The 23,162-nt window shown below is 72.9% G+C and carries 19 protein-coding genes and 3 tRNA genes; 15 read left to right on the top strand and 7 right to left on the bottom strand.

The window, feature by feature from the left end:
* Positions 1 to 838: 838 nt before the first annotated feature.
* Positions 839 to 1,954, bottom strand: coding sequence for a diacylglycerol/lipid kinase family protein (locus ACQP60_RS07355; RefSeq protein ID WP_429730057.1), 1,116 nt, complete (start codon positions 1,952 to 1,954; stop codon positions 839 to 841).
* Between the two features lie 131 nt (positions 1,955 to 2,085).
* On the opposite strand from ACQP60_RS07355, the gene serS reads away from it, so the two are divergent.
* Together serS and ACQP60_RS07345 are read left to right on the top strand one after the other, a co-directional pair.
* Positions 2,086 to 3,357 carry a serine--tRNA ligase gene (serS, locus tag ACQP60_RS07350; RefSeq protein WP_429730055.1) on the top strand — a complete coding sequence of 424 codons (1,272 nt, stop codon included), beginning with the start codon at positions 2,086 to 2,088 and terminating at the stop codon, positions 3,355 to 3,357.
* Complete coding sequence (locus ACQP60_RS07345) at positions 3,354 to 4,172, top strand: HAD family hydrolase (protein ID WP_429730052.1); 819 nt, start codon at positions 3,354 to 3,356, stop codon at positions 4,170 to 4,172. The genes serS and ACQP60_RS07345 overlap by 4 nt, the downstream gene beginning before the upstream one ends.
* 51 nt (positions 4,173 to 4,223) lie before the next feature.
* Here ACQP60_RS07345 and ACQP60_RS07340 read toward each other — a convergent pair whose 3' ends face one another.
* A complete protein-coding gene (locus tag ACQP60_RS07340; RefSeq protein WP_429730049.1) occupies positions 4,224 to 4,544 on the bottom strand; it encodes a winged helix-turn-helix transcriptional regulator in 321 nt (106 codons plus the stop codon).
* Positions 4,545 to 4,711: 167 nt separating this feature from the next.
* Here ACQP60_RS07340 and ACQP60_RS07335 point away from each other — a divergent pair, with 167 nt between their 5' ends.
* Positions 4,712 to 5,008 (top strand): DUF1330 domain-containing protein, encoded by a 297-nt coding sequence (locus ACQP60_RS07335; RefSeq protein WP_429730046.1) that lies wholly within the window; start codon positions 4,712 to 4,714, stop codon positions 5,006 to 5,008.
* 34 nt (positions 5,009 to 5,042) lie between these two features.
* Here the strand turns inward: ACQP60_RS07335 and map are convergent, their stop codons facing one another.
* The gene (map, locus tag ACQP60_RS07330; RefSeq protein WP_429730043.1) at positions 5,043 to 5,825 is read right to left on the bottom strand and encodes a type I methionyl aminopeptidase; all 783 of its coding nucleotides are present in this window, start codon (positions 5,823 to 5,825) and stop codon (positions 5,043 to 5,045) included.
* Between the two features lie 219 nt (positions 5,826 to 6,044).
* Here map and ACQP60_RS07325 point away from each other — a divergent pair, with 219 nt between their 5' ends.
* The 3 genes from ACQP60_RS07325 to ACQP60_RS07315 all read left to right on the top strand — a co-directional run bounded on the left by ACQP60_RS07325 (position 6,045) and on the right by ACQP60_RS07315 (position 9,486).
* On the top strand, positions 6,045 to 7,436 hold the full coding sequence (locus ACQP60_RS07325; RefSeq protein ID WP_429730040.1) for an ABC transporter substrate-binding protein: 1,392 nt from the start codon (positions 6,045 to 6,047) through the stop codon (positions 7,434 to 7,436).
* 110 nt (positions 7,437 to 7,546) lie between these two features.
* Positions 7,547 to 8,536 (top strand): carbohydrate ABC transporter permease, encoded by a 990-nt coding sequence (locus ACQP60_RS07320; protein ID WP_429730037.1) that lies wholly within the window; start codon positions 7,547 to 7,549, stop codon positions 8,534 to 8,536.
* Positions 8,533 to 9,486 (top strand): carbohydrate ABC transporter permease, encoded by a 954-nt coding sequence (locus tag ACQP60_RS07315; RefSeq protein WP_429730034.1) that lies wholly within the window; start codon positions 8,533 to 8,535, stop codon positions 9,484 to 9,486. The genes ACQP60_RS07320 and ACQP60_RS07315 overlap by 4 nt, the downstream gene beginning before the upstream one ends.
* 77 nt (positions 9,487 to 9,563) lie before the next feature.
* Here the strand turns inward: ACQP60_RS07315 and ACQP60_RS07310 are convergent, their stop codons facing one another.
* Positions 9,564 to 10,031, bottom strand: coding sequence for a DUF805 domain-containing protein (locus ACQP60_RS07310; RefSeq protein ID WP_429730031.1), 468 nt, complete (start codon positions 10,029 to 10,031; stop codon positions 9,564 to 9,566).
* 245 nt (positions 10,032 to 10,276) lie between these two features.
* On the opposite strand from ACQP60_RS07310, the gene ACQP60_RS07305 reads away from it, so the two are divergent.
* On the top strand, positions 10,277 to 11,107 hold the full coding sequence (locus ACQP60_RS07305; protein WP_429731383.1) for an EamA family transporter: 831 nt from the start codon (positions 10,277 to 10,279) through the stop codon (positions 11,105 to 11,107).
* A 34-nt stretch (positions 11,108 to 11,141) separates the two neighbouring features.
* On the opposite strand, the gene ACQP60_RS07300 is transcribed toward ACQP60_RS07305, so the two are convergent.
* Positions 11,142 to 11,732, bottom strand: a complete 591-nt coding sequence (locus ACQP60_RS07300) for a bacterial proteasome activator family protein (protein WP_429730029.1) — start codon at positions 11,730 to 11,732, stop codon at positions 11,142 to 11,144.
* 45 nt (positions 11,733 to 11,777) lie between these two features.
* Complete coding sequence (locus tag ACQP60_RS07295) at positions 11,778 to 12,755, bottom strand: NAD(P)H-quinone oxidoreductase (RefSeq protein WP_429730026.1); 978 nt, start codon at positions 12,753 to 12,755, stop codon at positions 11,778 to 11,780.
* Positions 12,756 to 12,936: 181 nt separating this feature from the next.
* Here ACQP60_RS07295 and ACQP60_RS07290 point away from each other — a divergent pair, with 181 nt between their 5' ends.
* The 5 genes from ACQP60_RS07290 (at position 12,937) to ACQP60_RS07270 (ending at position 18,735) form a co-directional block, all read left to right on the top strand.
* Positions 12,937 to 16,677, top strand: coding sequence for an ATP-binding protein (locus ACQP60_RS07290; protein ID WP_429730023.1), 3,741 nt, complete (start codon positions 12,937 to 12,939; stop codon positions 16,675 to 16,677).
* A 33-nt stretch (positions 16,678 to 16,710) separates the two neighbouring features.
* The gene (locus tag ACQP60_RS07285) at positions 16,711 to 17,160 is read left to right on the top strand and encodes a roadblock/LC7 domain-containing protein (protein ID WP_079573344.1); all 450 of its coding nucleotides are present in this window, start codon (positions 16,711 to 16,713) and stop codon (positions 17,158 to 17,160) included.
* Between the two features lie 10 nt (positions 17,161 to 17,170).
* A complete protein-coding gene (locus ACQP60_RS07280; protein WP_429730019.1) occupies positions 17,171 to 17,587 on the top strand; it encodes a DUF742 domain-containing protein in 417 nt (138 codons plus the stop codon).
* A 385-nt stretch (positions 17,588 to 17,972) separates the two neighbouring features.
* Entirely contained in the window at positions 17,973 to 18,527 is a 555-nt protein-coding gene (locus ACQP60_RS07275) for a GTP-binding protein (RefSeq protein ID WP_429731380.1), read from the top strand.
* A gap of 123 nt (positions 18,528 to 18,650) precedes the next feature.
* Positions 18,651 to 18,735 (top strand) — tRNA-Ser (locus ACQP60_RS07270).
* 69 nt (positions 18,736 to 18,804) lie between these two features.
* Here the strand turns inward: ACQP60_RS07270 and ACQP60_RS07265 are convergent.
* Complete coding sequence (locus ACQP60_RS07265) at positions 18,805 to 20,649, bottom strand: GMC oxidoreductase (RefSeq protein ID WP_429730016.1); 1,845 nt, start codon at positions 20,647 to 20,649, stop codon at positions 18,805 to 18,807.
* A gap of 112 nt (positions 20,650 to 20,761) precedes the next feature.
* Here ACQP60_RS07265 and ACQP60_RS07260 point away from each other — a divergent pair.
* The 3 genes from ACQP60_RS07260 (at position 20,762) to putP (ending at position 22,792) form a co-directional block, all read left to right on the top strand.
* Positions 20,762 to 20,853: transfer RNA gene (locus ACQP60_RS07260), tRNA-Ser, on the top strand.
* 155 nt (positions 20,854 to 21,008) lie between these two features.
* A tRNA-Arg gene (locus tag ACQP60_RS07255) sits at positions 21,009 to 21,081 on the top strand.
* A 199-nt stretch (positions 21,082 to 21,280) separates the two neighbouring features.
* Complete coding sequence (gene putP / locus ACQP60_RS07250; RefSeq protein WP_429730013.1) at positions 21,281 to 22,792, top strand: sodium/proline symporter PutP; 1,512 nt, start codon at positions 21,281 to 21,283, stop codon at positions 22,790 to 22,792.
* Positions 22,793 to 23,162: the final 370 nt, after the last annotated feature.

Raw genomic sequence — 23,162 nt, 5'->3', positions numbered from 1 at the left:
AGCCGGCCGACCTGGGCGTCGAGCTCCTCGACGGCGGAGGTGCGCTCGCTCGCGGCGTCGGGCAGCACGCCCAGGTCGACGACGGTGGCCGGGCACTCGGCCACCTGCGCGGCCGTCAGCCGTCCCGCGTCGGGGAGGTAGCGCGGCACGTCGCCCGCCGCGTCGGCGAGCGCGACGGCGGCGCCCGGGCCGACGGCCGTCGCGCAGGACGTCGCGACGTCGGCGACGTGGCCGAGCGCGCCCGGCTCCGCCGCGTTCGGCGTGAGGGGGTCCGTCGCGGCGAGCTCGGTCCATCCCGGGACGTGGGTGCGCTCCGGGTTCTCCGCGCTGCCGGCGTTGTCCGCCGTGCCGCCCGCCGTCGTGGGCGGCACGGGCACGGTGGGGCAGCCGACCGCGGGCGCGCCGTCGAGCGGGGCCTGCCCGGCGTCCTCCTCGGTGTCGTCCGCGTCGTCGGTGACGGCGGGCTGGGCCACGGCCTTGCTCCCGGCGGACAGGGTGAGCCAGCCCTCGACCGGGCAGGTGGGCGTGAGCGTGCGCACCGCGATCGACGCGACCGACCCGCCCCCGATGAGGCGCCACAGGTGCGGGGTGCGCGCGGCGTCCACGTCCGACCACTGCAGGCCGGACACGCCCGCGAGGACCAGCGGCGTCTCGGGCGGCTCCGCGTCCGCCGGCGCCGGGGCCGCGGACGCCGCGGGTGCCCCGAGGAGCAGGGCGACGAGGGCGGCGACGAGCACGAGCGCACGGGCGCGGACGGGGCGGATCACGCGGGCCAGCCTATGCACCGCCCGGTCGCGGGGGCCGCGAGGCCGCCGCGGGGCGCCGGACGTTCACGCGATCATCCCGTCCGGACCACGAGCGCGCCGGGCTCCACCCAGGTCTCCAGCTCGACGGCGTTGCCCAGCGGGTCGCCGTCGACCTGCGCCTGCTCGCCGTCGTCGACCCGGATCGTCGCGCGGCGGGCGCGGGTGTGGTCGATCCGGCCGATCTTGCCCGGCAGGTCGTTGCGCACGCCCAGGCCCTGCGCCACGACCTCGCCGAACAGCTGCGCCCACCCGGCGAGGCCGCCGCGGGTGTCGATGGCGGCGACGTCGAGCTCGCCGTCGTCGATGACGGCGTCGGGCAGCAACGTGATGCCGCCGGGCAGCTTGCCGCAGTTGCCGACCATGATGCTGCGCAGGCGCGCCTCGACGGGCTCGCCGCCGTCGAGGCGGATGGTCGCGCGCATGCGCCGGCCGTGCAGGTGCCGGGCCCCGGCGAGGAAGTAGGCCACCCAGCCGACCTTGGCCTTGAGCTGGTCGTCCGCGTCGGCCACCATCGCGGCGTCGAAGCCCAGCCCCGCGATGACGAGGAAGAGGTGCGCCTGGTGGGGGTCGCCGTCGACGAGGGGCTCGGCGTCGGGGGCGAACTCGCTGACCCGGGCGCGGCCGACGTCGATCGCGCGGTCCGTGCCGCCCAGCACGATGGCGACCGCGTCGGTCACGGAGGTCAGCGGCAGGTCGAGGTTGCGGGCGAGCAGGTTGCCGGTGCCGACGGGGATGAGGCCCATCGGTCGGCCGGACCCGGCCAGAGCCTCTGCCACGGCGCGCACCGTGCCGTCCCCGCCCGCCGCGACCACGACGTCCGCGCCGTCGGACAGGGCGCGCCGGGCCTGGCCGGTGCCGGGGTCGTCCACGGTGGTCTCGTAGAAGAGCGGGTCGGGCAGCGCCGCGTCGGCGCACACGCGCTCCACGACGGCCCGGACGTCCGCCGCGCCCTCCTTGGAAGGGTTGATGACGACGGCGAGCCGCATCCCGCGCGACTCGTCGTCCTGGGCGCGCTGCGCGTCCCGCGCGGCGAGGGCGTGCTCGCGGGTGCGGGCTCGCCGCAGCAGCACCAGCGTCGCGACGAGCGCGCTGAGCACGATCACCAGCGCGACGACCAGCGCGACGATCCCCGCATACTCGTCCGGCATGACGGCAACCTACGACGGATCGGGCGGACGGACCCGGCGAAGTCGCCCATCTCATGCCCGCCCCGTGCGGCACAGGCATCCCCGCGGGTATCCGTGGGGCCGCGAGCGGCCCGGCCGTTAGGCTTGCGGGCGTGATCGACCTCCGACTGCTGCGCGACAACCCCGACGTCGTCCGTGCGAGCCAGCTGGCCCGCGGCGACGACCCCGCCCTCGTGGACGCGGCGCTCGACGCCGACGCGCGCCGTCGCTCCTCCCTCACGGAGTTCGAGTCGCTGCGCGCGGAGCAGAAGGCGCTCGGCAAGCAGGTGGCCAAGGCGCAGGGCGACGAGAAGGCCGAGCTGCTGACCCGCACCAAGCACCTCGCGGAGCAGGTGAAGGCGCGGCAGGCGGAGGCGTCGGACGCGGAGAAGCAGCTCGACGAGCTGCTCTACGGCATCGCGAACGTCGTCGAGGGCGCGCCTCCGGGCGGTGAGGACGACTACGTCGTCGTCAAGGAGGTCGGCACGCCCCGCGACTTCGCCGCCGAGGGCTTCGCCCCGCGCGACCACCTGGAGCTCGGCGAGGGCCTGGCCGCGATCGACACGGCGCGCGGCGCCAAGGTGTCGGGCTCGCGGTTCTACTTCCTCACCGGCATCGGGGCGCGCCTCGAGCTGGCGCTGCTGAACGCGGCGGTCGACCAGGCGGTGGGCGCGGGCTTCACGCCGATGATCACCCCCACGCTGGTCAAGCCGGACACGATGCGCGGCACCGGCTTCCTCGGCAGCCACGCGGACGAGGTGTACCACCTGGAGAAGGACGACCTGTACCTGGTCGGCACCAGCGAGGTGGCGCTCGCGGGCTACCACGCCGACGAGATCATCGACCTCTCGGCGGGCCCGAAGCGCTACGCCGGCTGGAGCGCCTGCTACCGCCGCGAGGCCGGCGCCGCGGGCCGCGACACCCGCGGCATCATCCGCGTGCACCAGTTCCACAAGGTCGAGATGTTCAGCTACTGCGACCCGGAGGACGCGGCCGCTGAGCACCAGCGCCTGCTGGCCTGGGAGGAGGCCATGCTGGCCAAGGTCGAGCTGCCCTACCGCGTCATCGACACGGCCGCCGGCGACCTCGGCACGTCCGCCGCGCGGAAGTTCGACTGCGAGGCCTGGCTGCCCACGCAGGAGCGCTTCCTCGAGCTCACCTCGACGTCGAACTGCACCACGTTCCAGGCCCGGCGCCTGGGGGTGCGCGAGCGGACCGTGGACGGCACCACGCGCCCCGTCGCCACGCTGAACGGCACGCTGGGCACCACCCGCTGGATCGTCGCCATCCTCGAGAACCACCAGCAGGCCGACGGCTCGGTCCGCGTGCCCGAGGGGCTGCGGCCCTACCTGGGCGGCCTCGAGGTGCTCGAGCCGGTCGCGTGAGCGGGCAGCCCGCCCCGCAGCCGACCGGGCGGCTCGTCGCCCTCGACATCGACGGCACGCTGCTCGGGTACGACGGCGGTCTGTCGCCCGCGGTGCGCGACGCGGTCGCGGCGGTCCAGGCGGCGGGGCACCACGTGGTGCTGTCGTCGGGGCGGTCGCTCGTCGCGATGACGCCGGTGGCGGAGCTGCTCGGCATCACCACCGGCTGGATGGTGTGCTCCAACGGCGCGGTGACCGTGCGCCTCGACGCGGGCCTCCCGCACGGCTGGGAGCTCGACGAGGTGCGCACCTTCGACCCGGGCCCGGCGCTGCGCCTGCTGCGGACCGAGCTGCCCGACGCGCGCTACGCCGTCGAGGACATCGGCATCGGCTTCCGCATGAACGCGCTGTTCCCCGACGGCGAGCTCGACGGCGTCCACGAGGTCGTCGACTTCGAGCAGCTGTGGGCGCGCGAGGTGACCCGCGTCGTCATCCGCAGCCCCGAGCGCACCCCCGAGGAGTTCAGCGAGATGGCCGCCCGCATCGGCCTCGGCGACGTCACCTACGCCGTCGGCTGGACCGCCTGGATGGACGTCGCGCCGAAGGGCGTCACCAAGGCGTCCGGGCTGGAGCGGCTGCGCGAGCGGCTCGGCGTCGACCCCGCCGACACCGTGGCCGTCGGCGACGGGCACAACGACGTCGACATGCTGCGTTGGGCCGGCCGCGGCGTCGCCATGGGGCACGCGGACGACGTCGTGCGCGCCGCCGCCGACGAGGTCACGGGCACCGTCGACGAGGACGGCGTCGTGCCCGTGCTGCGCTCGCTCCTGCGATAGCTCCTGCGTGGCCCGGCCCCCGCAGCTCGAGGTGGTTCGGGGACGACGGCGTCAGTGGTCGGGCCGGCCGTCGCCCGTCTGCTCGGGGGAGGGCGAGGGGTCGGAGACCTCGGCAGCCCACCGCAGCGACCATTCGATGAGCGGACGGAGAGCTTCGCGCGCGTCGTGGCCGAGCGGGGTGAGGGTGTAGCTGCCGTCGCTCAGCACCGCGGCGAGCCGGGCTTCCTGGAGCTCGGCGAGACGTTGCTGCAGGACGCTCGACGACATGTCGTCGCAGCGCCTCTGCAGGAGCCGGAAGCCGAGCGGCTCGTCCCCCAGCTCCCAGACGATGCGCAGGGTCCAGCGGCGCCCGAACAGGTCCAGCGCCGCCATCAAGGATCGGCCGGTCGTGGACCCGCGGACCGGTCGGCCCGGCATGGGCGTCTGCGGCGCGTTCATGGCTCCCGCCCCTCTTGTGCTTCGGATTCCGAATCGGTAGCGTCGCACACCATGGCGCTTCGAATTTCGAAGCGCACTCTCGTACGCGAGCTGGAGGTGCCATGTCCAAGGGCTACTGGGTCAGCGTCTATCCCGCCATCGACGACCCCGCGACGCTCGCCGCCTACAACACGCTGGCCGGGAGGGCCGTCGCGGCGGCGGGCGGGCGGGTGCTCGCCAGCATCGGCAGCCGGATCGTCGCGCACGAGGCCGGGATCGCCGATCGCGTCGTCCTGATCGAGTTCGACGACTTCGAGCAGGCGGTCGCCGCATACGAGAGCGCGGCGTACCGGGAGGCGCTGGCTGCACTCCCTGAGGGATTCGAGCGCGACTTCCGCATCGTCGAAGGGCTCGGCTGACGAGCGGCGCGGCCCCCCGCCGTGCCGCGCCGGGTCAGTCCCGCGCGGTGAGGACGACCGGCCCGTCGGCGGTGATGGCGATGGTGTGCTCACTGTGCGCGCCGCGGGACCCGTCGGCGGACCGCAGGGTCCAGCCGTCGGGGTCGGTGAAGATCTCGTCGGTGGTCTCGAGGAACCACGGCTCGATGGCGATGACGAGGCCCGGCTTGAGGGGGAAGCCGCGGCCGGCGCGGCCGTCGTTCGGCACGTGCGGGTCGCCGTGCATCGTCCGCCCGACGCCGTGCCCGCCGAAGTCCGTGTTGATCTCGTAGCCGGCGCCGCGTGCCACCTTCGCGATCGCGGCGGAGATGTCGCCGATCTTGTTGCCGGCGACGGCGGCCGCGATCCCGGCCTCGAGCGCCACCTCGGTGGTCTCGATGAGCTTCGCGTCGGCGGCGGCGCGCTGCGGCGACGTGGAGGTGCCGACGACGAACGACACGGCGGAGTCGGAGACCCAGCCGTCCACCGACGCGGCGAAGTCGATGCTGAGCAGGTCGCCGTCGCGCAGCGCGTAGTCGTGGGGCAGCCCGTGCAGGACGGCGTCGTTCACGGAGGTGCAGATCACCTTGCCGAACGGCATGGCCCCGAACGACGGGTGATAGTCGATGTAGCAGGACTCGGCGCCGCGGTCGCGGATCATCCGGTGCGCCAGGGCGTCGAGCTCGAGGAGGTTCACCCCGACGTCCGCGGCGTCACGCACGGCCGTGAGCACCTCGGCCACGAAGCGTCCCGCGGGGCGCATCTGGTCGATCTCGCGCGGGCTCCTCAGCTCGATCATGGGTGTCCTCTCGGAAGTATGTGACGGGTCCGGTTCCCAGGGTGTCATGGATCGTCACCGAGTCGTGACCGTGAAACGCGTTGCAGGAACTTGCACCCGCAGGTCAGGGTGCGATGGACTCTGGGTGGAGGCAGTATCCCGGTCAGGGGGACCTGGGACCACGGGCCGCCGACCGGTAGGCCACTTCCAAGGACCACGACGCAGTGGAGGAGCTCGGCAATGACCACACGAACGACGACGGCGCGGCGACGCGCACTGGCGCTGGCGGCCGGCGGGGCGGGCCTCGCGCTCGTGCTGGCGGCCTGCAGCGACCCCGACGGCGAGGGCGGTGTCGGCGAGGAGGAGACCAGCGCCTCCAGCGCGGAGATCGACTGCGCCGCCTACGACGAGTTCGGCGACCTGGACGGCAAGACGGTGAGCGTCTACACGTCGATCGTGGACCCCGAGGGCGCCACCCAGCAGGACTCCTACAAGGCGTTCACCGAGTGCACGGGCGTGAAGATCGACTACGAGGCGTCCCGCGAGTTCGAGGCGCAGCTGCTGGTGCGGATCAAGGCGGGCAACGCGCCCGACATCGCCTACCTGCCGCAGCCCGGCCTGCTGAACACGATCGTCAAGGACTACCCGGACGCCATCAAGCCGGCGCCCGACGCCACGGCCAAGAACGTGGACGAGTTCTGGAACGAGACCTGGAAGGGCTACGGCACGGTCGACGGCACCTTCTACTCCGCGCCGCTGGGCGCCAACGCGAAGTCCTTCGTCTGGTACTCGCCGTCGATGTTCGCCGACGCCGGGTACGAGGTCCCGCAGACGTGGACCGAGCTGATGGACCTCACCCAGAAGATCCACGACGACACCGGCGGCCAGGTCTGGTGCGCGGGCGTCGAGTCCGGTGACGCGACCGGTTGGCCGGGCACCGACTTCATCGAGGACATGATGCTCCGCACCGCGGGCGTCGAGGACTACGAGAAGTGGTACACCCACGAGATCCCGTTCAACGACCCCAAGGTGGTCAAGGCGTGGGACACGGCGGGTGAAATCCTCAAGAACCCGGACTACGTCAACGCCGGCCTCGGCGGGGTCGACTCGATCGCCACGCAGTCGTGGACCGACGCCGGCAACGGCATCCTCGACCAGCAGTGCTGGATGCACCGCGCGGCGAACTTCTACCAGACGCAGTGGCCCGAGGGCACCGAGGTCTCCGAGCAGGGCGACGTGTTCGCCTTCTACCTGCCGACGGACCAGACCGACGTCAAGCCGATGCTCGGCGGCGGTGAGTTCGTGGCGGCGTTCAACGACCGCCCCGAGGTGCAGGCCTTCCAGACCTACCTGTCGAGCGACGACTGGGCCAACCAGAAGGCCCTCAGCACGCCCGACGGCGGTTGGGTGAGCGCCAACAGCGGGCTCGACCCGAACAACCTGGCCACGGAGTTCGACCAGTACGTCGCCGGGGTGCTGGCCGACCCGGACACGGTCGTCGCGTTCGACGCGTCCGACCTCATGCCGGGCGAGGTGGGTGCCGGGACGTTCTGGACCGGCATCGTCAACTGGCTGACGGGGTCGAGCACCCAGGAGGTCACCGACAAGATCGAGGCGTCCTGGCCGAAGTGATCCGGCCGGGGACGTGATCCCCGCTCGACGGCGCGGTCCGGGCACGTCGCACGACGTGCCCGGACCGCGCGTCCCCGACACCCGTCCCAGAATCCTCGAGGAGGTCATCGATGACCTGGTTGCTCGAGCCTGACACCACCACGGAGAAGCTGCTCCTCATGGTGGTCGCCGTCGCCCTGTTCGTCGCGGTGATGGGGCTCATCCTGTATCTGGTGGACCGCCCGAAGCGGATCCCGTCCTGGGTGGTGGCGGCCGGCTTCGTCGGCGTACCGCTCCTGTTCCTCGCCTGGGGCCTGCTGTGGCCGGGGCTCATCACCCTGAAGAACTCGTTCTTCAACCGCAACAGCACCGAGTTCATCGGCTTCGACAACTACGTCACCGCGTTCACGGAGAGCCAGTTCCAAAAGGTGCTGCTCGTCACTGCGGCCTGGGTGATCCTGGCGCCGCTGCTCAGCGCCGTCATCGGGCTGGCGTACGCGGTGCTCGTCGACCGCACCCGGTTCGAGAAGCTCGCCAAGGCGCTCGTCTTCGTGCCGATGGCGATCTCGATGGTCGGCGCGTCGATCATCTGGAAGTTCGTCTACGAGTTCCGGCCCGATCAGGTGAACATCCAACAGATCGGCCTGCTCAACCAGCTGTTGGTGTGGGTCGGCCTGCCGCCCCAGCAGTTCCTCATCGGGCAGCCGTGGAACACCTGGTTCCTCATCGTGGTGATGATCTGGATCCAGACCGGGTTCGCGATGACGGTGCTGTCCGCGGCGATCAAGGCCATCCCGGACGACATCGTCGAGGCCGCCAGGCTCGACGGGCTGCACGGCTTCGGGATGTTCCGCTACATCACGGTGCCGAGCATCCGCCCGGCCCTCGTCGTGGTGCTCACCACGATCGCGATGGGCACGCTCAAGGCCTTCGACATCGTGCGCACCATGACCGGTGGCCAGTTCGGCACCCAGGTGGTGGCGAACGAGTTCTACACGCAAGCGTTCCGACAGGGCAACGACGGGCTCGCGGCGGCGCTCGCCGTGGTCCTGTTCATCCTGGTGATCCCGATCATCGCGTACAACGTGCGGCAGATGCGCAAGTCGGAGGAGATCCGATGACCTCGACCCCCACGCCCGGCCAGGCCGTCGCGGGCTCCGCGGTCGACGACGGCGTCCCGCAGTCGCAGGCAGCCCGGAAGCTCTCGCGCCTCGAGAAGCGGGCCATCGCCACGAAGGGCAAGCTCAGCTCCCCGTGGGCGTCCGGGATCGCGATCATCATCGCCATCCTGTGGACCATTCCGTCGCTCGGCCTGCTCATCACCTCGTTCCGGCCGCAGGAGGACATCCGTCGCAGCGGCTGGTGGACGGTGTTCACCGGCAACGCCCAGCTGACGATGGACAACTACAACGAGGCGCTCTACGGGAACAGCAACGACCTGGCGACGTTCTTCGTCAACTCGTTCGTCATCACGATTCCCGCGGTCCTCATCCCGATCTCGTTGTCCCTGCTCGCCGCCTACGCGTTCGCGTGGATCAAGTTCCCGGGCCGGAACTTCCTCTTCGTCGCGGTGTTCTCGCTGCAGGTGGTGCCGCTGCAGGTCGCGCTCGTCCCCCTGCTGTCGCAGTACGTCGACTGGGAGATCAACGGCAGCTACTGGACCGTGTGGCTCTCGCACTCGATCTTCGCGCTGCCGCTGGCGATCTTCCTGCTGCACAACTTCATGAAGGACATCCCCGCGTCCCTCGTCGAGGCGGCCCGCGTCGACGGGGCGGGGCACGTGAAGATCTTCTTCCGGGTGCTCTTCCCGCTGCTGGTCCCGGCGATCGCGTCGTTCGGCATCTTCCAGTTCCTGTGGGTGTGGAACGACCTGCTCGTCGGCCTGACCTTCGCGGGCCCGGCGTACCGGCCGCTCACGGTCGCGGTGGCGGAGATGGCGGGCACGCGCGGCGGTGACTGGTACCTGCTGTCGGCCGGCGCGTTCATCTCGATGATCGTGCCGCTGATCGTGTTCATCGCGCTGCAGCGGTACTTCGTCCGCGGCATGCTCGCGGGCGCGGTCAAGGGCTGAGGCGCCCCAGGGACGACGACGGCCCGGTCGCTGGTCACCACCAGCGCCGGGCCGTCCTGTCATACGCCTGCGCTCGGTCAGACCGCCGGGGCGCCGTACGGCGCGGGCGCGGCCTGGACGCCCTTCGGGTCCGCGCCGAAGCGGTTCGGGCCCACGGTGCCCGGCTGGGCGTAGAGCACGAGCATGATGATCCCGCCGACGAAGGGGATCACGCTGAGCCACCAGAAGAAGCCCGAGCGGTCCTGGTCGTGCAGGCGCCGGATCATGACGGCCAGCGTCGGCAGGACGAGGGCAAGCCCGACGAGGGACCAGATCCCGACGACCACCATCGCGCCGGCCGCCAGACCGGTGGACGCGTCGGTCATGGTGCCGTCCGCGGACATGGTCGCGGCGGAGGCCCCACCGGTGACCAGGAACAGGATCCAGAACACGACGTTCACGAGGAGGAGGAAGAGGTAGAAGTACCAGAACTCGGAACGGCGGGCACGCCCCGAGAAGTTGGCGTACTGCGAGAAGACGGACTTGATCGCGTCCGAGAACGACATGACGGCCTCACTGGGTTCGGTGGGGTGGGGGACACGCGGCACGCGTCCCGTGCTGGGTCGCCGGGCGACCCGACAGCCCCGTGAGCGTAGAGTGCGCGTCCACGTGACGTCCAGGGCTCGTCCACGTTCTGTCCACATCCCGGGTGGGGAGTGCTCCCCGTCGCGGGTTCGGGCCGGATGTGCTGCGCCCGTATGCTCCGGGAGTGCCGACCCCCGCCCCCTCCACGCGCGGAGCGCTGGACCGCGTGCCGGCGCCCGCCCTGTTCCTGGTCTCGGGGCTCACCCTGTACGCGGGCGCGGCGGTCGCGGTCGGGCTCTTCGACCGGCTCGGCGCCCCGACGGTCGGCTGGTGGCGCATCGTCCTGGCCGCCGTCGTCCTCCTCGCGTGGCGGCGCCCGTGGCGGCGGCGCTGGACCCGGCGCGACCTCGTCGCCGCCGCGCTGTTCGGCGTCGTGCTCGCGGGGATGAACGTCGTCTTCTACGTGGCGGTGGACCACCTGCCGCTCGGCGTCGCGGTCGCGATCGAGTTCCTCGGCCCGGTGGCCGTCGCCGCCGTTACGGGCCGCGGCTGGCGGGAGCGGGCCGCGATCGTGGTGGCCGCGTCCGGGGTGGTGCTGCTCGCCGGCGTCACCCTGGGCTCCGGGATCCCCCGGGAGGACGCCGTGATCGGGCTGATCGCCGTCCTCGCCGCGGCCGCGTGCTGGGCCGGCTACATCGTGCTGGGCAAGCGGGTGGCCCACGCGGGGTCCGGCGTCGACGGGCTCGCGCTCGGCATGGCGGCGGGCGCCGTCGCCTTCGCGCCGTTCTTCGCGTGGTCGACGCCGGAGGTCGTGACCGACCTGCCCCTGCTGCTTTTCCTGCTCGTGGTGGCGGTCTGCTCGTCCGTCGTCCCGTACGTGCTCGACCAGGTGGTGCTGCGCCGGGTCGGCATGGCCACCTTCTCCGTGCTGCTCGCGCTCCTGCCCGCGACCGCCGTCCTCGTCGGCGCCGTCGTCCTGCAGCAGGTCCCCACCTGGCCGGAGCTGGCCGGCCTCGCGCTCGTCTCCGGCGCGATCGTCATGACGGCGCGGTCGTGACCGAGGTCGGCGCGCCGGACCGTGCGGGCCGGCGTCAGAGGTACTGGCCGGGGGAGGGGCGCCGGTCGTCCTGCCCGGGCTGACCCGGCTGTCCCGGGCCTGCCGGCCCGCCGGGGCCGAACGGCGCCGGGTGCGCCCCGGGCGGCAGGGCGCGGCGCATCTGCGAGAGCTGCGCCTGCGCGGCCATCTGCTGCGCGACGAGCGCCGTCTGGATGCCGTGGAAGAGCCCCTCGAGCCAGCCCACCAGCTGGGCCTGCGCCACCCGCAGCTCGGCGTCCGACGGCACGCCCTCGTCGGAGAACGGGAGCGTGATGCGGTGCAGCTCCTCGACGAGGTCGGGGGAGAGGCCCTCCTCCAGCTCCGTGAGGGAGCGCTCGTGGATCTCGGCGAGGCGCGTGCGGGCGGCGTCGTCGAGCGGGGCGTCGCGCACCTCGTCGAGCAGCCGCTTGATCATCCCGCCGATGCGCATGACCTTGGCCGGTTCCTCGATGCGCGAGGTCTCCTCCGGCGAGCCCTCCTCGTCGGGGGGCGGGCCGCCCTCGGGCTCGGTGCTCTCCCCGTCGGGGGTGACCACCCGCGGGGCGGTGCCGTCGGTGTCGCGAGTGCCGTCGTCGCTCTCGGTCATGCCTCCCAGTGTGGCCCACGGGCCCGACATGGGCCGGTCGGCGGGTCAGGGCACCAGCAGCACCTTGCCGAACACCTCGCCGGACTCGAGCAGCTCGTGGGCGACGGGGGCCTCGGCGAAGGGCACCCGGGCGTGCACCACCGGCCGCACCCGGCCGTCGGCGACCAGCGGCCACACCCGCTCGCACACGGTCGCGACCAGCGCCGCCTTGTCCTCGGCGCTGCGCGGGCGCAGCAGCGTCCCGGTGACCCAGGCGTGCTTGGCCATGAGGGCGTTGAGGTCGAGCTCGCCCCGGCGGCCGCGCTGCAGCCCGATGACCACGAGCCGGCCGCCGGGCGCGAGCGCGCGCACGTTGTCGGCGAGCCCGCCGCCACCGAGCACGTCCAGCACGACGTCGGCCCCGCGCCCGTCCGTCGCCTCGCGCACCGCGGCCACGACGTCCTGCGTGCCGTGGTCGACGCCGACGTCCGCGCCGAGCTCGACGCAGCGCGCCACGCGCTCCGGGCCGCCCGCGGTGGCGACGACGCGCGCGCCGAGCGCGGCGGCGAGCTGGACGGCGACGCTGCCGACGCCGCCTGAGCCGCCCTGCACCAGGAGGGTCTCGCCGGCGTGCAGCCGGCCCGTGTCCACGAGGTTGGTCCAGGCCGTGCAGACGGCCTCCGGCAGCGCGGCCCCATCGACGAGGTCGACGCCGTCGGGCAGGGGGAGCAGCTGGGCGGCGCGCGCCACGACCTGCTCGGCGTAGCCCCCGCCCTCGAGGAGCGCGACCACGCGGTCGCCGGGCGCCCAGCCGGTCACGCCGGGCCCGAGCGCGCGCACCGTACCCGAGATCTCCAGACCCGGCCACTCGGGAGCGCCGGCCGGCGGCGGGTAGTTTCCGGCACGTTGCAGCAGGTCAGCACGGTTGACGCCCGCGGCGGCGACGTCGATCAGCACCTCGCCGGGGCCTGGTTTGTCCAGGTTGACGAGGGATAGGGTGAGTTTCCCTGGACCGCCTGGTGCCGATATCGTGACCGCTCGCACACCGATGGAGCCTACTCGCGTGCCTGGAAGCCCAGCCGGGCGCGGGGGGTGGTGCCGGACGTGATGGCACCCACCCGAGGTCCGGACGACGCCGGTCGCCCGCCTCGACGAACAGTGTTGGAGAGAGGTTCAGATGCTCCGCAGGTTGGGCGTTCGCGGGAAGATTCTTGCGACACTCGCCGTGCCGATCTTCGTCCTGGCGTTGACGGCGGGCTGGATCACCTGGCAGTCGCTGCAGGAGAACCGCAGCGCCGAGCAGACCGCGGCCCTCATGGAGTCGCTCGAGCTGCAGGACGAGGCGGGCTCCGCCGTGGCCGCGGAGCGCGCCACGAACATCGCCGCCGACATGGGGATCCCGGGCGCCAAGAAGGCGCTCGTCAAGGCGCAGGAGGAGACCGACCGCGCGCTCGACGCCCGCGACGCGGCGCTCGAGGTGCTCGACACCAGCGCGCTGCCCACCAACGTGCAGGACGCCGTGAACCGGACGCTCCGGGACCGGACGGTCCTGGACGACGTGCAGCGCAAGGTCATCTCCGCCCAGCTCTCGGAGTCGCGCGCGACCGAGCGGTACACGGCGCTGAGCGAGAACGCGCTCGACGTCCCGCGCGCCATCGCCCAGAGCAGCGACGACGCGGGCCTCACGCGCCACATCAACGCCTACGTCGCGCTCGACGAGGCGATGCTCGCGAACACCATGGAGCGACCCGTCGCCGGTGCGGCCCTGAACCTCCTCGGGCAGGGCGAGACCCCGCCGACCGACCTCAACGGTCGCCTGGTGAGCCTGCTGCAGACCACCGACGGCCTCGTCGCGACCGCGCAGGAGCAGCTCGACCTGATCCCCGGCGACCTCGAGATCCCCGACTACGAGGACGACCTCGACCGCGCCCGGCTGCAGCTGCGGTACCTGAACTTCTCCGGCGTCGACCCCGAGGTCGCGAGCCATTGGGACGAGCTCTCGCAGGGCTGGGTCGACGCGACGCAGCCCGTGCGCGACGAGGCCCGCGAGTCCGCGGTCGAGTACTCCAAGGACCTCGCGGGCAGCGCGCAGACCGCCGCGCTGCTGACGGGTGGCGCGGCCTTCGGCGTCGTGCTCGTGTCCTTCCTCCTGGCGCTGCTCATCGCGCGCCGCATCGTGCAGCCGCTGGCACGCCTCACCTCCGCGACGTCGGAGGTCCGCGACCGCCTGCCGCGCATGGTCGAACAGATGGCCGTGCCGGGCCAGGCGCCGTCGATCGACCTCGTCCAGGTGCCCGTCGAGTCCAGCGACGAGATCGGGCGGCTCGCGGCCGCGTTCAACGAGGTGAACGAGACGACCATGGTCGTCGCCCGTGAGCAGGCGGCGCTCCGTGGCTCCATCGCGGAGATGTTCGTCAACGTGGCCCGCCGCGACCAGGTGCTGCTCAACCGCCAGCTCTCGTTCCTCGACGAGCTGGAGCGGTCCGAGGAGGACCCGAGCACGCTGTCGAACCTCTTCCGGCTGGACCACCTGGCCACGCGAATGCGTCGTAACGCCGAGTCGCTGCTCGTGCTCGCGGGTATCGACTCGGGCCGCCGGGTGCGCAACCCGATGCCGATCTCCGACGTCGTGCGGACGGCGTCGTCCGAGATCGAGCTCTACGACCGGGTCCGGCTCGACCTGGGCGTCGACCCGCACATGCTCGGGCACAACGCGCTGAGCTCCGCGCACCTGCTGGCGGAGCTGCTGGAGAACGCGACGATGTTCTCCGAGCCGCACACCCCCGTCGAGGTGATGACGTCGCGGGACGAGCGCGGCGTGATCGTCACGGTGCGCGACCACGGGCTCGGCATGAGCCCCGAGGAGATCGCGGACGCGAACACGAAGGTCTCCAGCCGCGCCGCGTCGGACGCCGTCGGCGCCCAGCGCCTCGGCCTCTTCGTGGTCGGCCGTCTGGCCGACCGCCTCAACGCGCAGGTCCGGTTCCAGGCCGGCGCGTCCGGCTCCGGCACGGAGGTCACGGTCGTCTTCCCCGCGGACCTGTTCCTGCCGGACGACGCGCTCCCGCTGCCGCAGCCGACCGACCCGCTGGAGGTGGCCACGCAGAACGCGGCCGCCGATCTCGGCGGTCAGATCGCGGAGGCGTTCGAGGAGCACACCGCCGTGGCGCCTCTCGCGGCACCGGAGCCCACGTCGTCGTTCGCCGTGCCGGACGCGGTGGAGGCGCCCACGACGCCGACCCCGGCGGTCTCGGCGCCGGTGTCGGCGGCGTTGCCGGTCGAGCCCGAGCCGCCGGCGGCGGTGCCCGTCGACCTCGACGCGCTCACCGACGGCACGACGTCGGTCGGCATGCCCCGTCGGCGTCGTACCGGCGTCGGTTCCGGCGACGCCACGTCCCGCCCGGACACGGGCCCGATCGTCCTGCCCCCGCTCGCGACGCCCGAGCTGCCGGACCTCGACGAGACGACGACCGACTCGTGGCGTCCCCCGGCCGAGGTCGAGGCCCCGGGGGGCACGCTGCCGAGCCGGCACCGCGCGCAGCCCGAGCCCGTCGCCGAGCCGGAGCCCGTCTCGGCGCCCGTGCTCGGCGTCGACCAGCGGGCAGGCCTGTTCTCCAGCTTCCGCTCGATGGGCTCCCTCGACGTCGGCGACGCCGAGAGCACCCTCCAGCTCGACGCGGTGACGGAGGACCCGGCTGCGCTGCCGGACGGGCTGGCCCCGCTGGCTCCCGTGGACCCGGCACCCGAGGCGCCGGCCCCCGTGCAGCCCGTCGCCCCGGTGGCAGCGCAGGACGTCCCCGTCGCGCCGGCGCCCACCCCGGCGCCCGCGCCGGTCGAGGCGACCCCGGAGGCGGCCGCTCCGGCCGAGCCGTACCGACCCGCCACCGAGGCGGCGCCGGCCGTGGCCCTGCCCACGCGGGACGTCGCACCCGCCGCGGCCGAGCCCGCCCGCCCGGCCCCGCCCGTCGCGCCGGCGCCCCCCGTCGTGGAGCCGGTGCGGCACGAGCCCGCGCCCGCCCCGTACGTGGAGCCCGTGGCCTCGTCGTTCGACCCGGTCGTGCGCGAGGTCACCGAGCCCGCTGGCGCAGCCCCGTCGGCGGCCGTCCCCGGCCCGTCGTTCGACCCGGTGACGCCGCCCGTGTCCTCGAGCCCGTTCGCGCGGACCGACTCGCCGGCCCCCGCGGAGGCGCCCGGGCAGGATGCGTTCCAGCAGCTGCCCCCGTTCGAGGACCTGCTCGCCGACGTGCCGGCCCGTCGCACCACGCGGGAGACGCCGGCGCAGGGCGGCCGCAAGCGCGGCCTGTTCGGTCGCAAGCCGTCGGCCGACGAGCCCGCGGCCCCCGCGGTCCCGACCGTCGCGCCGTTCCCGGCGGCCCCCCAGCCCGCGCCGGAGCCGGCCCGGACCGACGCGCCCGCGTTCGGCGCGGCCCCGTCGTACGAGGCGCCCCGCACGGACGCGCCGCAGGACGACGCGCCGTGGCAGGCCGCGGCCGACGAGCCGGCCTCCGCGGCCGCGACGTCGTACGGCGGCTCGGTGCTGCCGCTGCGTCCGACGGAGCCGGCGGGCTACGACCCGCTGGACCCGCACTTCGTGCCCGACACGGTCGAGGCGCGGTCCGAGTGGATGGCCTCGGCCGTCCTGTACGAGGAGATGTCCACGATGCTGCAGCGCGGCGTCTTCCAGGAAGGGAACGTGACTTCGACGAACGAGCAGACGTACCGCCCGACGACGGTCGCGAACGAGGCCGGCGGCCTCGCGCGACGCCAGCGGGCGGGGGAGTCGACCGCGTCGACCGAGCGGTTCACGGCCCGCATCGAGCGGGACCCGGAGCAGCTGAGGTCGCGACTGTCGGCTTTCCAGTCCGCCACGAGCCGCGGCCGGAACGACGCCGGGGCCGTCCGGGCCTCGACGCAGGCCGCCCCTACCGTGAATGATGTCCCTGGATCCGCGCCGCACCAGCGGTGACCTGCGCCTTCGGCGTATCGACGAGGAGGAAGCGTGACCCTCAGTACTGAAGCGACCAACTTCGGGTGGCTTCTCGACAACTTCGTGCGCACCGTCCCGGGCAGCCGCCACACCCTGGTGGTCTCGGCGGACGGTCTGCTCATGGCGATGTCCGACCAGCTCGACCGCACCAGCGGTGACCAGCTCGCGGCGATCGTCTCCGGCATGTCGAGCCTGACGCGCGGGGCGGCGCGGCAGCTCGACGGCGGCAACGTCCGGCAGGCCGTCATCGAGATGGACAACGGCTTCCTCTTCCTGATGAACGTCTCGAACGGGTCGGTCCTCGCGGTGGTCGCCGAGTCGTCGTGCGACATCGGGCTCATCGGCTACGAGATGGCGCTGCTGGTCTCGCGGACCGAGGCCACGCTCACCCCGCAGCTGATCTCGGAGATGCGCGGGAACCTTCCGGTGGACGGCTCGACGCGCTCCGCGCGGGTGGGATGAGGTCGCGACCATGACGCACGCATCGTTCGGTTCTCTGGGTGCGCACTCGGCAGACGGCTACGAGGCCTCGACGGTGCGTCCCTATGCGGTGACCGGTGGCCGCGTCCGATCCGCGCTCTCCGACCTGCCGCTCGAGGCGCTGGTCGAGGTGATGCCCGGTGCCGTCACGAGCGTCGGGCTCACGCCGGAGAAGCGGGCGATCCTGCAGCACGCCGCGCACACCTACGTCTCGATCGCGGAGCTCTCCGCGCTGCTGCGCCTGCCCCTCGGCGTCGTCCGCATCCTGGTCGCGGACATGCAGGAGGAGGGGCACATCACCGTGCACACCTCGACCCCGGTGAACGTCCACACGGGTCACGGCAGTTCCCACTCGGGCCTGTCTCTGAGCGTCTTGGAGAGTGTTCTCAATGGCATTTCCGCCCTCTGACAGCCCGGCGCCCGGAGCCTCCGGGGGCATCTCCCCGGCGTGGGCTCCGGTGTCCCCGGCCTTCGGCGCCGTGAGCGCGCCGGTGGTCGGCGGCGCGCCGGCGGCGGTCGGCGCCCCGCAGCGACAGAGCGTCCTCGGCGGCGCCCCGGCGCCCGCTGCGACGGCCCAGGGCCCGATCACGTCGGTGCCCTCCGCGTCGGCGACGCCCTCAGGTGCGGCCGCCCGTCCCGTGGCGCAGCAGGTGCCCGCGACCCCGCCGCAGGCGGCGCCCCAGGCGTCCGCCACCCAGCCGACGACGGCGCCGCAGCCCGCCGCCTCGGGCCCCGCCGACGGCGCCGCCACGCAGGCCGCCGCGGCCCCCGCGCCGCCGGCCGGCGCCCCGACGGTGACGAAGATCGTGGTGGCCGGCGGCTTCGCCGTCGGCAAGACGACGTTCATCGGCTCCATCTCGGACGTCGAGCCGCTGAACACCGAGGCCGCGATGACCGAGCACTCGGTCGGCGTCGACGACGCGGGCGGCGTGTCCGACCGCAAGACGAGCACCACCGTGGCGATGGACTTCGGCCGGGTGAACCTGCCGGGCAACCTGTGGCTGTACCTGTTCGGCACCCCGGGGCAGGACCGCTTCCTGTTCATGTGGGACGACCTCATCCGCGGGGCCATCGGCGCCGTCGTGCTGGTCGACACGGACCGCCTGGAGCAGTGCTTCCCGGCGATCGACTACTTCGAGTCGCGGGGCGTGCCCTTCGTCGTGGGCGTCAACTGCTTCGACGGCGTGGCCAAGCACCGGCTCGAGGACGTCCGCGAGGCGTTGCAGATCCCGGCGCACGTGCCGATGCTCTACACGGACGCCCGCTCGCGCGCGGCGACCAAGCAGACGCTCATCGCGCTCGTGCAGCTCGCGATGCGTCAGCTGCGGTCGGGCGGCGGCGCGGCCTGAGCGCCTGCCCTCCGTCGTCCCCGCGGCCCCGGAACGCCTCGGCGTCCGGGGCCGCGGGCGCATGGGAGACGATCGCCGGCCGGTACACTGCTGTGCCGGACGGGCGCCCCGCCGGCCGTCCCGGGAGGGCTGACAGAGCGGCCTAATGTGACGGTCTTGAAAACCGTTGTGCAGCAATGCACCGGGGGTTCGAATCCCTCGCCCTCCGCGTCCGACGACGCCCCGACGGCCGTGCCGCCGGGGCGTCGCGCTGTCCGCACGGGGCCGGCATCTCCGGTCAGGAATGCCGGATGTCGACGAGCGGCAGGCGCAGCGCGCCGGGCGCGGCCCCGGGGACGACGGGCCGCAGGGGCGACGTCGGCGGGACGACGACGTAGCCGGCTCCGGGCGCGGGTCGGGCGTCGTCCTGCCCGCGGTTCGGCCACAGCGCGCACGCCCGCTCGGCCTGCGCGGTGATGGTCAGCGACGGGTTGACGCCCAGGTTCGCCGTCACGGTGGACCCGTCCAGCACGTGCAGCCCCGGGTGGCCGTGCACGCGGTGGTACGGGTCCACGACCCCCGTCTCGGGGGACTCGCCGATGGTGCACCCGCCGAGGATGTGCGCCGTCATCGGCACGTCGAACGGGTCGCCCGCGCTGCCGCCCGCCAGGCCGCCCATGCGGTCCGCCATCGCGCGCACGGCGTCGTGCGCGACGGGGATCCACGCGGGGTTGGGCTCGCCGGTGCCCTGCCGGGACGTGAGGCGACGGCCGAACGGCCGGCGCGTCGTGAAGGTGGTGAGCGAGTTGTCCCGGCTCTGCATGACGAGCGCGATGACGGTGCGCTGCGACCAGCCACGCAGGTCGTACAGCGAGGGCAGGTGCCGACGCTGCCGCCACAGCTCGCCCAGCCAGCGCCGCCAGCGGGGCCCCTCGCCCGGCCCGACGCCGTCGACCAGGACGGTCTGCAGCAGCCCCATCGCGTTGGACCCGCGCCCGTACCGCACGGGCTCGACGTGCGTCTGCGGGTCCGGGTAGAACGACGACGTGATGGCGACGCCCTCGGAGTAGTCGGGCTCCGGCTCCCCGGTCACCGTCCGCCCGCGTCGCCGGGGGCGCATGGCGCCGAGCAGCGCCTCGGAGTTGGTGCGCGTCAGGTGGCCGAGCCGGTCGGACAGGTGGGGAAGCTCGCCGCCGTCGCGCATCGCGTGCAGCAGCCGTTGCGTGCCGAGGGTGCCCGCCGCGAGCACGACCTGCCGGGCGCGGAAGGTGCGGCGACCGGCCCGACGGCGCCCCGTGCGGTGGGTGCGGACCTCGTACCCGCCACCCGGCCGCGGCACGACGGCGGTGGCCGTGGTGAGCGGGTGCACCTGGGCGCCGGCGCCCTCGGCCAGGTGCAGGTAGTTCTTCACGAGGGTGTTCTTCGCGTTGTGCCGGCAGCCGGTCATGCACTCGCCGCAGTGCAGGCACGGGTTGCGCTCCGGGCCGGCGCCGCCGAAGAAGGGGTCGGGGACGGCGGGCCCGGCGGTCCCGCGTGGCCGGTCGTCGCCGTCGGGCCCGAGGTACACGCCCACGCGCACCTTGCGGAACGTGTGCCCGACGCCGAGGTCCTCGGCGACGTCGCGCATCAGCTCGTCGGCGGGCGTCGTGCGGCGGTAGTCGACGACGCCGAGCATCCGCTCCGCCTGGTCGTAGTACGGCTCCAGCTCGGCCTTCCAGTCCGCGATGTGCGCCCAGGCGGGGTCGGACCAGAAGGCGTCCAGCGGCCGGTACAGGGTGTTGGCGTAGACGAGCGAGCCGCCGCCGACGCCGGCACCGGCGAGCACCAGCACGTCCTTGAGCCGATGGATCCGCTGGATGCCGAAGCAGCCGAGGGCCGGCGCCCACAGGAAGCGGCGCAGGTCCCAGGACGTGCGCGGCAGCTCGTCGTCGGCGAACCGGCGCCCGGCCTCGAGCACGCCCACCCGGTAGCCCTTCTCCGTCAGCCGGAGGGCTGCGACGCTGCCCCCGAACCCCGAGCCGATCACCAGGACGTCGTAGTCGTCGGTGGGTGGGGCATCGGGTGCGTCGGAGGGCGGGTGCGCGAGGGCGTCCGTGCCCTTGCCCGAGCGCTGCGGGTGGTCCTGGTCGTCGTCGTCCAGCATGCGCCAGACCGTAGCGCGGCCGGGCGTGTGGCGGGGACGACGCCGCGCGGCTTTGCCCCCGGGCAGCGTCGGCGGTTAGTCTGGGCGCCGCGGTGTTGCTGTGCTGCCGCGAGGAGACGTCGCATAGTCTGGTCTAGTGCGCCACCCTGCTAAGGTGGTAACGGGGCAACCCGTTCGCGGGTTCAAATCCCGCCGTCTCCGCCAGGAAGGCTCCGGCTGCTGAACGCCCGGGGCCTTTTCTGTTGCCCCGGCAGGGGCTCCGCCGGTGTCGTGCATCACGATGCGCCTCCCCGGTTTGGGGAACCGGCCCGGGGGCTGTAATGTTCTCGTCGGTCGGTGCGAGAGCAACGATCAGGACTGCGCCCGTAGCTCAACGGATAGAGCATCTGACTACGGATCAGAAGGTTGGGGGTTCGAATCCCTCCGGGCGCACCGAAAGGCACAACGGCTCGATCCTCACCCGGGATCGGGCCGTTGGTCGTTTCGGCGCCATCGAGGTGGCAGAGGGGTGGCACAGCAGCGAGGTCAGCGCCGACCGCGTACCGACCTGGCCCCGGTCCGTCGTGCATGCGGCGGTCGGCGCGTCCAGCGCCAGACGCTGCACCACACGACCGAGAGGGTGATCGATCGCATGAGCGATCAGACCTGGCAGACGATCGCGATCGTCGCGTACCTGCTGGCGATGCTGGGCATCGGCTACGCCGCGTACCGGCGCACGGACGACCTGGACGACTACATGCTCGGCGGGCGCAAGCTCCGCCCGGGCGTGGCCGCGCTGAGCGCCGGCGCCTCCGACATGTCGGGCTGGCTGCTCATGGGGCTGCCGGGGGCGATCTACGCGACGGGCCTCGTCGAGGCGTGGATCGCGATCGGCCTCACCATCGGCGCCTGGCTCAACTGGAAGTTCGTGGCGCCTCGGCTGCGGGCCTACACGGAGGTCGCGAACAACTCGATCACGATCCCCAGCTTCTTCGACAACCGGTTGCGGGACCCCGCGCACCTGCTGCGCATCGCCGCCGGGCTGATCGTGCTGGTGTTCTTCACGTTCTACGTGTCGTCCGGCATGGTCGCGGGCGGCACCTTCTTCGAGAGCTCCTTCGGCCTCGACTACCTCACCGGGCTGCTCGTCGTGGGCGGGGTGACGCTGGCCTACACGCTGTTCGGCGGCTTCCTCGGCGCCACGTGGACCGACGTCGCCCAGGGCCTGCTCATGCTCGCGGCTCTCGTGGCCGTGCCCGTCATCGCGATCGTGGACCTCGGCGGGTGGGGCGCGATGACCGAGGGGATCCGTGCCGCCGACGCGGCGACCGGCACGAACCACCTGTCCTTCCTCGCCGGGGCATCCGCCACCGGCGTGATCTCCGCCCTCGCGTGGGGCCTGGGGTACTTCGGGCAGCCGCACATCATCGTGCGCTTCATGGCGATCCGTACCCCGCAGGACGCGAAGGCGGGTCGTCGGATCGGGATCGGCTGGATGGTCCTCACCGCGCTGGGCGCCGTGATGACCGGACTCGTCGGCGTCGCCTACGCGACGGTGAAGGGGCTCGACGTGGACAACCCCGAGACGATCTTCCTCGTGCTGGCCCAGCTCCTCTTCCACCCGCTGGTCGCGGGCCTCGTCCTGGCGGCGGTGCTCGCCGCGATCATGTCGACCATCTCGTCCCAGCTGATCGTCTCGTCGTCGGCGCTCGTCGAGGACCTCGTCAAGATGACGGGGCTCCGGCTGAGCAACCGTGCCGAGGTGATGCTCGGACGCGCGGGGGTGCTGCTCGTCGCGGTCGTCGCCGGCCTCATCGCGCTGGACCGCACGTCGTCGATCCTCGACCTCGTCGGCTTCGCGTGGGCGGGCTTCGGTGCCGCGTTCGGTCCCGTGGTGATCCTCAGCCTGTACTGGCGCCGGCTCACGCGCTGGGGTGCGCTGTCCGGGATGGTCGCGGGTGCCGTCGTGGCCTTCGCCTGGGGCCGGTCGTCCCTCGCGGACACCCTGTACGAGATCATCCCCGGGTTTGCGATCGGACTGATCGTCGCCGTGGTAGTCAGCCTCCTGACGCCGCGGCCCGACGGGGCGGTGCTCGACGAGTTCGACGCCGCGCGCCAGCTGGCCCGCGGCGACCGGCCGGAGCCGGAGTCCGTGACCGCCTGAGCAAGCCTCGCAGGGCTCCGAGGCACTGCGTGGCCGGACGTGGCGCGCGCCACGTCCGGCCACGTTGCACGGAGCGGTCCGCCCGGGTAATGTTCTACGACGTCAGCCCGACGGGCCGACGGACATCGAGGAGACAGCCGAGAGGCTGGGTACCGATGGCCGGGCCGGGACTGAAAACCCACACCTTCAACGGTCGGGATGCTTCGCGCATTCTTCCCGGTGGGATTGGATCGTCTTTTCGACTTCCTGGATCTTCGGATCAGGGATTTGGAAGAGGGAAAACGGTCTGGTAGGTTTGAGGGGTTGCCCCGGCGGGGCTGGGACGGAAGTTCTGGTTCTGTGGGTGTGCGTCGGTTGTTTGAGAACTCAA

Origin of the sequence: Isoptericola variabilis (assembly GCF_050311655.1) — a bacterium.
Lineage (GTDB): Bacteria > Actinomycetota > Actinomycetes > Actinomycetales > Cellulomonadaceae > Isoptericola > Isoptericola variabilis.
Note: the sequence above shows the minus strand (reverse complement) of the source record. Positions and strands in the feature narration are given on the sequence as shown.

Excerpts from the sequence above, each read along its gene's own strand:
- ACQP60_RS07300 (WP_429730029.1), bottom strand. The coding sequence starts at position 11,732 with ATGACCGAGAGCGACGACGGCACTCGCGACACCGACGGCACCGCCCCG.
- ACQP60_RS07310 (WP_429730031.1), bottom strand. The coding sequence starts at position 10,031 with ATGTCGTTCTCGGACGCGATCAAGTCCGTCTTCTCGCAGTACGCCAAC.
- ACQP60_RS07335 (WP_429730046.1), top strand. The coding sequence starts at position 4,712 with ATGTCCAAGGGCTACTGGGTCAGCGTCTATCCCGCCATCGACGACCCC.
- putP (WP_429730013.1), top strand. The coding sequence starts at position 21,281 with ATGAGCGATCAGACCTGGCAGACGATCGCGATCGTCGCGTACCTGCTG.
- map (WP_429730043.1), bottom strand. The coding sequence starts at position 5,825 with ATGATCGAGCTGAGGAGCCCGCGCGAGATCGACCAGATGCGCCCCGCG.
- ACQP60_RS07325 (WP_429730040.1), top strand. The coding sequence starts at position 6,045 with ATGACCACACGAACGACGACGGCGCGGCGACGCGCACTGGCGCTGGCG.
- ACQP60_RS07280 (WP_429730019.1), top strand. The coding sequence starts at position 17,171 with ATGACGCACGCATCGTTCGGTTCTCTGGGTGCGCACTCGGCAGACGGC.
- ACQP60_RS07320 (WP_429730037.1), top strand. The coding sequence starts at position 7,547 with ATGACCTGGTTGCTCGAGCCTGACACCACCACGGAGAAGCTGCTCCTC.
- ACQP60_RS07340 (WP_429730049.1), bottom strand. The coding sequence starts at position 4,544 with ATGGCGGCGCTGGACCTGTTCGGGCGCCGCTGGACCCTGCGCATCGTC.
- ACQP60_RS07265 (WP_429730016.1), bottom strand. The coding sequence starts at position 20,649 with ATGCTGGACGACGACGACCAGGACCACCCGCAGCGCTCGGGCAAGGGC.
- ACQP60_RS07315 (WP_429730034.1), top strand. The coding sequence starts at position 8,533 with ATGACCTCGACCCCCACGCCCGGCCAGGCCGTCGCGGGCTCCGCGGTC.
- ACQP60_RS07355 (WP_429730057.1), bottom strand. The coding sequence starts at position 1,954 with ATGCCGGACGAGTATGCGGGGATCGTCGCGCTGGTCGTCGCGCTGGTG.